The sequence below is a fragment of the Salinivibrio sp. MA440 genome, assembly GCF_001996265.1.
Taxonomy (GTDB): Bacteria; Pseudomonadota; Gammaproteobacteria; order Enterobacterales; family Vibrionaceae; genus Salinivibrio; species Salinivibrio costicola.
This window is the reverse complement of record NZ_MUFI01000079.1, coordinates 1-7,401: the sequence shown is the minus strand read 5'-3', so window position 1 is coordinate 7,401 and position 7,401 is coordinate 1. Positions and strand designations below refer to the sequence as shown.

Annotated in this window: 3 protein-coding genes and 1 pseudogene; all 4 read right to left on the bottom strand. The window is 44.0% G+C overall.

Annotated elements, in window-relative coordinates:
- Positions 1–685 (bottom strand): annotated as a pseudogene (locus BZG80_RS15365) (sel1 repeat family protein); the annotation flags it as partial.
- 1,580 nt (positions 686–2,265) lie between these two features.
- Complete coding sequence (locus BZG80_RS15355; RefSeq protein WP_158011563.1) at positions 2,266–5,874, bottom strand: LysM peptidoglycan-binding domain-containing protein; 3,609 nt, start codon at positions 5,872–5,874, stop codon at positions 2,266–2,268.
- 1 nt (position 5,875) lies between these two features.
- Complete coding sequence (locus tag BZG80_RS15350) at positions 5,876–6,385, bottom strand: DUF4123 domain-containing protein (protein ID WP_158009997.1); 510 nt, start codon at positions 6,383–6,385, stop codon at positions 5,876–5,878.
- A gap of 4 nt (positions 6,386–6,389) precedes the next feature.
- Positions 6,390–7,401 (bottom strand): type VI secretion system Vgr family protein (locus BZG80_RS15345; protein WP_131827569.1); only part of this gene is annotated, 1,012 nt, incomplete at its 5' end.

Below are 7,401 nucleotides of genomic sequence, written 5' to 3'. Positions count from 1 at the left end.
CTATTAGAGGCCTATAATAGTGAAGTTCTGCAAATCTAATTACTTCCTTAATGTATTCTTCACGTTTTTCTACTGATGTATCGAGGCCTTTATCTTTTAGCAAAAAGTACTGAGCGCGAAGGTCGCCTTGCGCTGCCAGTTTTTTAAATCCCTCGACCGCTTTTTGATAGATTTCTTCGGTGCAATATTTTTTTTCGTAAGAGGTGTCTAAGCCAAGATCTTTAGCAACTTTATTCCCTAAGTTGCGAGAGCCAAGGTACATATGACAAATATTACTCTTGCTTGACAACCAGTAGGCTGCATAGGGGTTTCCCTTCTCCATCAAGTCTGTTAGTACTGATGCCCAATAGCTGCGTTTCTCGATATTTAATAATCCAGACCGAGCCTTGATGATCGTGGCATTTTCATTACCTTTAGACATAAGCTTAGAAAAACGCTGCTGTATTTTTTCATCCCACGGAATTCCACGCTGTAAATTAAGGAGAACCTCATACATTTCATCATCAGGCCTGAGTGTGCTCGATATATAGGGATCATCGGCAACTTTATTAATGTTCTCTTCAATGAACTCTTTGAATAAAGGAATGTCATTTTCAGGGTTGATTGCCTTTTCTTTGCACCCGGTGAAAATACCCATCGATAAGCTTAAAAGTATAACTTGGATAATCGTTTTATGACGCATCATAGGGCTGTGTCCAACAGATAGTTGTGTCTAGGCTGACAGATACCATAACGTTTTAAAGCTAAGCAACGCTACCGCCCAGCGAGTGTTRTATCACTCACTGAACGGGATATTTAGGATGTCAAATCAAGACGGGGAAGAAATCTTTAAGTTCGTAAAAATCCAGGATCAGCCGAACAGAAAATCAGCCTCGCCCCCAGTTATCGATCCTAGTGAAGTAATCGATATAAATCATTGGCTTCATCTCAGCGATTTCTTTTTCTATATTACAGATACTTTCATCATAGTCGTCTTTTTCTGGCCACTCATCGTCAAATCCAAAATATCGTTTACTCTTGAATGTTTTTTCATACAATAGTGCATGACAGTATTTTTCTTCTCCGCTCAACTCATTACTTTTATCTAGAGCAGTAGCCAAAAAGTAATACCGATCTCCTGACCTCTTCATTCGTTCAAAAAGCTGATTGTTATCTTCTTCATACACGGTTGATTCTGCCATTGCAGGAATATAATAGTTATTACTAGCAATATTGAAGAGTTTCACTCCTAACTTCTCTAGCTCTTTAGATCGAAATTTACGACCTCTATGACTTGGTTCCATAAGTGTAGATGTGTAATCCATTAATGGCTTGTAGTAATGAGCCTCTGCAAATCGAATAACTTCTTTAATATACTCTTCACGCTTTTCTACTGATTCATCAAGGCCTTTTTCTTTTAGCAAAAAGTACTGAGCGCGAAGGTCGCCTTCCGCTGCGAGTTTTTTAAATCCCTCGACTGCTTTTTGGTAAATTTCCTCGGTACAGTATTTATTTTCATAAGAAGTATCTAAGCCAAGTTCTTTTGCTACTTTGTTGCCAAAATGTTCTGATGAAAGATAAGAAAGGCATAAGTTACTTTTACTAGATAACCAGTAAGTCGCATAAGGGTTCCCTTTTCTCATCAATTCAGTCAGTATCGCAGTGGCTTCACTTCGTTTATAAATCTCATCTATTTTTGTACGTGCATAGATTATTTTGGCATTCTCTACGCCCTTTTTCATCAAAGAGTCCATCTCATTCCAAGTTGTTTGTCTCCAATCACCTCGCTGCAGCATTAGCATCAAGTCATACATCTCATCATCAGGCTTTACTGTACTCGATATATAAGGANAATGTTCTGATGAAAGATAAGAAAGGCATAAGTTACTTTTACTAGATAACCAGTAAGTCGCATAAGGGTTCCCTTTTCTCATCAATTCAGTCAGTATCGCAGTGGCTTCACTTCGTTTATAAATCTCATCTATTTTTGTACGTGCATAGATTATTTTGGCATTCTCTACGCCCTTTTTCATCAAAGAGTCCATCTCATTCCAAGTTGTTTGACTCCAATCACCTCGCTGCAGCATTAGCATCAAGTCATACATCTCATCATCAGGCTTTACTGTACTCGATATATAAGGATCATCGGCTACTTTATCAATTTTCTCCTCAATGAAGTCTTTGAATAAAGGAATGTCATCTTCAGGGCTTATCGCCTTTTCTTTTTCCTTACAGGCACTGATACCTACCACTACAAATAGCAAAAAAGCTATCTTTATAATGTTTTTATAAACCAACATCTTTAAGGCTCCAATCAATTATTTTTTCATTTTTTTCGGGTACTAATACGATATGGTTGTTATCTCCATCATTTTTATAGCTAGTTAGCTCAATTTCTACACCTCGGCTACTAGCATTAGCCACCACTGAACGCGCATAGGCACGATACTCTGTATGAGTGACAGGTCCGAGTCGTCTTGTATCAACTGTTTTTGTGTAAACGGTTAAAACCATTCTGTCACAAAGTATTTTCGAGGCCTCATCAAATTTCCTATATGTATCGCTTGATGAGCGAGTTCCCGCTCCAAAGATCATAGATTTATGAATAAACCTTGCTATCTGATACCAGCTTTTTCTAAACCCCTCCCACTGTTGGGGCTTATCTGCTCCCGCCTGGAGATCGGCCATTATGATCAATGTTTCTTTCCATTGCCGCTGGCTGGCAGATGATTCGTCGTCTTCTTGGTTAGCTTTGTCTTTGCTTAGCCACTCCATAATATTCAAAATAGCTTGAGCCTGTCGACGATTAACAAACTGCGCACTACCCTCAGAAGTTGCCTCAGTCTGAGTCTTCAGTAATGCTGCAATCAAGTTAGCGAGTGTCTCGGGAGGTAGTTTTATAATCCATTTTCTCGCATTAGGGGCATTATCTCCTGTTAGGCTTCTCGATAAGAACGGAGCATATTCTTTGCTTATGACATTCTTTTTGTACGATGCCCATAGGTTCGGTGGCATGAGTAATACCTTAGAAAAGGATAGACCCAAACCAATAGCTATCGTCACGATGTCATTAAGGGTATTAAAATCATCATTTATTCCGTTTTCATCTACATCACCAAACACAGATAAGCGGCGGAAGTTACTTTGCTTAAGCACACCAAGTAGACAGTCGATAAAGTCATCACTATTGATCGCATTTAATTCGATGCCCAAGGTGCCCTTACACCCACCTCCAACTACTAAGCGCGCAGATGCGATGATCACTAGGACGCCAGCCTGAAAAGCTATATGGAATTCACTGTGAAAGCCTGCGCCGTACGCTGCCGAAAATTCACCCTTAATCGTCCCTAAGGTTTTAGGAACCCGAGCATTAGGTGGTACCCAGAAAACGTCCGCCCCCAAGGCGCCGCCTACTTCTACTCCGACAAAAGCATCTACCGCTACACCTGCCTCCGCTGCAACCTGGCTATTCACTAGGTCATGCTGCGTTGCACCAGTCATATTCTCAACTCGATGGACGTTAGGGTCGAAAAGAGAAACGGTACTACCACGTACCCCTAGCCCATTATCTATGTCACTAGGGCCGACAGTAATACTACTCCCTAACTGACACGTCGCACCAACTAATCCATAGACTGAACCGGTTATACATGCCATTAACGCGCCAACATCGTAGCTGAACTCTTCACCTTTATCATCGGTATAGAAAAGCGTCACCGCATAACCCCTAGCTGATGACGCTGATGCATTTTCACCCAAGGTATTGTTTTGCTCACCCTCTGGTAACCACAGACAAATACTCATTTGTCCTTGCAAAAGCGCCAACTTAGCCGAAATATTGCCACTCGCCCCGACTTGGCGAGGATCTTTGATGAGATCTGAATAGCCTGATAGCGGAAGGTTAAGTGCTGATTCTCCCTTTGCTGTAAAACGAAGAAATTGTGCTCCGGCATCTTCCGCATAAGCAGGCTCGTTTAAACCTTCGATATTGCCTTCTTGAGCGTGGTAACTATCTTGCCAAAACACAGTGTCGAATTGAGATTGCGTTTTTAACGGGGCTATGCTCACTTGCACACTTGTTTTTCTTAACGCTTTTAATGCATCAGTGACACTATTTACACCAACGATATTCCCGGCGTCCGTCTGAGGAGATGCAAATGTAATACGATCAGTGATGAAATCAACATGGCAAGCTGCTTTGGTATAGAATGGATCTGACTTATCGCAAGGCATATACCACTCTGGTCCACGCAGGTAAAAAACTTTCCCTGTGGATAAAAAACTGCACTCAACTGGCTGAATATCGCTGAGTCCCGCATCGTTGACAAAGGCGCTTACACCTTTTTTATTGGGCTGGTGATCTTTTCTATCCCACACTAATACAAGATCGGGGGCCAGCTCTTTCCTTTCAGCATCGGCAAAAAAGAATCTAAGCTGGTTAGGGCCTTTTTGAGCCGCTTGTTTAGCCAAGCTTTTTAAATGCTCTATTCTTTTCTGTGCTATCGACTTTATCGTTAATAGTTTATTAAAAAGCTTATCAAGCGGTGTGCCTTGGCTCTGACCCAGTATTTGATTCAAGGCATTTTGATGTTCGGTTATCGTCATGTCGATAAGGTGTATCAGTGCCTTCGCTGGATAATACGACCACGCGGCTTTATTGACATCATTAACAAGGCTTGCAATGTTTAGACTGTCATTTATTTCAGTGCTACCTGTTACCTCTTCGTATAAGCTATCGATCAGCTCAGTCTGCCCGATTGAAATTGGTTCTGGTGATGTCCGCCAGTTGTCACCGAGATTGCGTAATACTTGGGGCCCCGCCGCAACACCGACATCTCCCTCAAGTTGCTCTAATGTCAGGCATTGCTCTTTAAACACAATACCTTCTTGGTTGAGTAGCTTGAAACCGGGTAGAAAACCATCTTCCGCTAGCTCGTTAAGCTCACGTATCGCCGCTTGGTGTAGTCTTTTGGCCAGCTCCAGACCATCGATATAGTCGTAAATGAGGTTACACGCTCTTTTAATCCGCTCTTCTCTTCGTGAAGTGAAGTATTGGTGGTCTTCGCTAAATACAAACTTAGTCCCATCATCTGAATTAATGTCACCAGCATTTCTTTCCGCTTTCTCTTCCAGCTCGGTAATGCGTTCGTCAATGGCATTCAATATAAAAGTACGGACACGCTCTTCGACCAATTTGTCAAAATTTGCGTTGCCACTTCTGTCTTGAGGCGCAAGAGATTGAAACTTACCGCCATAATACAGTGCATTTCTTTCAGCATTTTCTCGTCGAGTCTCTTGCTGAACAATATCATCAAACGCTAAGTCAAGCTCCTCAAGTGCCTGGGTTAGAAACCCCTGAGGATCTGCAGATTTATAGTAGGCTTTTGTTTGTACCACTAAACGTAGTGGCAGAATGGTGGTATAGAGTTCTTTGTCTTCGTCATCCATGAACGCTTCATGAGGACGTGTAGCAAACTTAGACATAATGCCAAGCTGATTGATATTTGCAAATGTGGTGCTGTAGTCGCCTTCAACAACGGCGTCCTGCATTAGGACTTTTTCTTCTTCGATAAGGTCCTTGGCCTCTTGTGTCACTGCGTACCAGCATTTTTCACCCGTCTTAGGATGCGATGGCACATATAAAATGTCGACAAAATCAGCGATTTGACACTCTTGTTCCGTGGCAGGCGCTTCTGGTGCCTTTTTAAACGATTCGCGAGAGGCCTCCATATTGGCAGGTTCCGGCAGCTCTATCTTTAGCGTATCTCCAGCATAGATAAAGTCGGGATCTTTGATTTGCGTACTGTTCAGCTTGAGAAGCTCCTCTTCGGAGACGTCAAACTTTTCAGCAATCAGACTTAAGCAGTCACCTTTCGTTATTTTGTATTCTTTCATGTCACACCCACTGCTTAAAAACGGAATCTTGTTGTTCGCCCTCCACGGGCGTAAATGGATTTGGCTTATATAGGCACACAGGCACATCGTCTGAGTTAAACCAAAACACCCCTTTGCTAGGCCCTAAGCACTGCGCGATGTCGTCTATATTAGCTTGTGCTAAAACGGCATCCCAAAATCGTTGGCTTTGAAAGCGCAAACATAAAACTTGACCAGCAACTTCTATCTTCAACATCGCTTGTAAGTGCGTAATAAAATCATCTGCACAGATGTTGTCATCCACTGCAAATATTACCGAGCTGGTATCAAAATAAGGCAGTGTGCGCCATGTCTCGACGTTAGCGATATCCGGTCCCATATTCACCAAATAAGGGCTTTGCTCAAGCAAGTAATCAAAGGGGGTGCCTGCATATAAGGGCAGTATTTGCACGACACTAAAGTGTTCTTGAATCAGTTGCGCGGCATCACTGATCCTGACAGCATCAACGAGAAGCCAATAATGCGTTGTCATACACTTATCCCTCTTCCTGCAAACAAGGACAGTCTTGACGAGGGCATGAACCATCGAATTGTCGTTGACACAATTTCAGTACAGGGAGGTTTGACACCGATGCCACTTTTAAGGTCGCAGGCGAAAGCTGCAGGGGTAAAGGATCAGGGCTCTCCGGCGACTCCACCCCAAACGGCAGGGCGGCGACTTTACCGGCATAGCCACTGCCTGCGCCGGGGCTGCCGCCTGAGTTGAGGTTAATCGCAGGGCCCACAAGATGAACACCGCCGCCATCAATGCTGACAAAGCTGCCGCCGGCTTTCACCGTGATGCTACTCCCCGCCTCAATCACCGCTTTTTGACCGGCTTTGATATGAATTTCATTGCTGGCGTCATTCACCCATACTTGGCCAGCTTTAACATGCAGCGAGCCGTCTACAATCAGGGTTTGGTCTTGTTGAGCGTACTGGCGACTCTCTCCCTCAACGGTATGATGCGCATTGCCCATCACACGATGAAATTGGTCGTTATGCACTTGATGGTGATTGTCATGACCAATCTCGGTCACGCGGTCGTTTTCTACCTCGGTATGCCAGTCTTTTTGTGCATGTAAATACACTTGCTCACTGCCCGATTGGTCTTCGAACGTGAGCTCGTTGTAGCCCTCGCCTTGATGGCTTTCACTGCGCCAAACCGTCTTGGTTTTGTGTGCCGGTAAGGTATAAGGCGGCACATTGGTCGCATGATAGGTGCGCCCGGTGATAATCGGTTGGTCCGGGTCACCGTGTAAGAAGGACACAATCACTTCATGGCCAATACGGGGAATGGCCATCATGCCGTATTGGCTACCCGCCCAGCCTTGGGCCACCCGTATCCAACAGCTGCTTTTGTCATCGCCGTTAGAATAGCGGTCCCACGGGAAGTGGACTTTCACTCGCCCGTGTTCATCACAGAAGATTTCTTCGCCATCCGGTCCCACCACGGTGCCTATCATGGGGCCATCCACTTGGGGTTTGGGGATGGGGGTTGCGCGCCAC

Coding starts and splice junctions, on each gene's coding strand:
- BZG80_RS15355 (WP_158011563.1), bottom strand. CDS start 5,874: ATGAAAGAATACAAAATAACGAAAGGTGACTGCTTAAGTCTGATTGCT.
- BZG80_RS15350 (WP_158009997.1), bottom strand. CDS start 6,385: ATGACAACGCATTATTGGCTTCTCGTTGATGCTGTCAGGATCAGTGAT.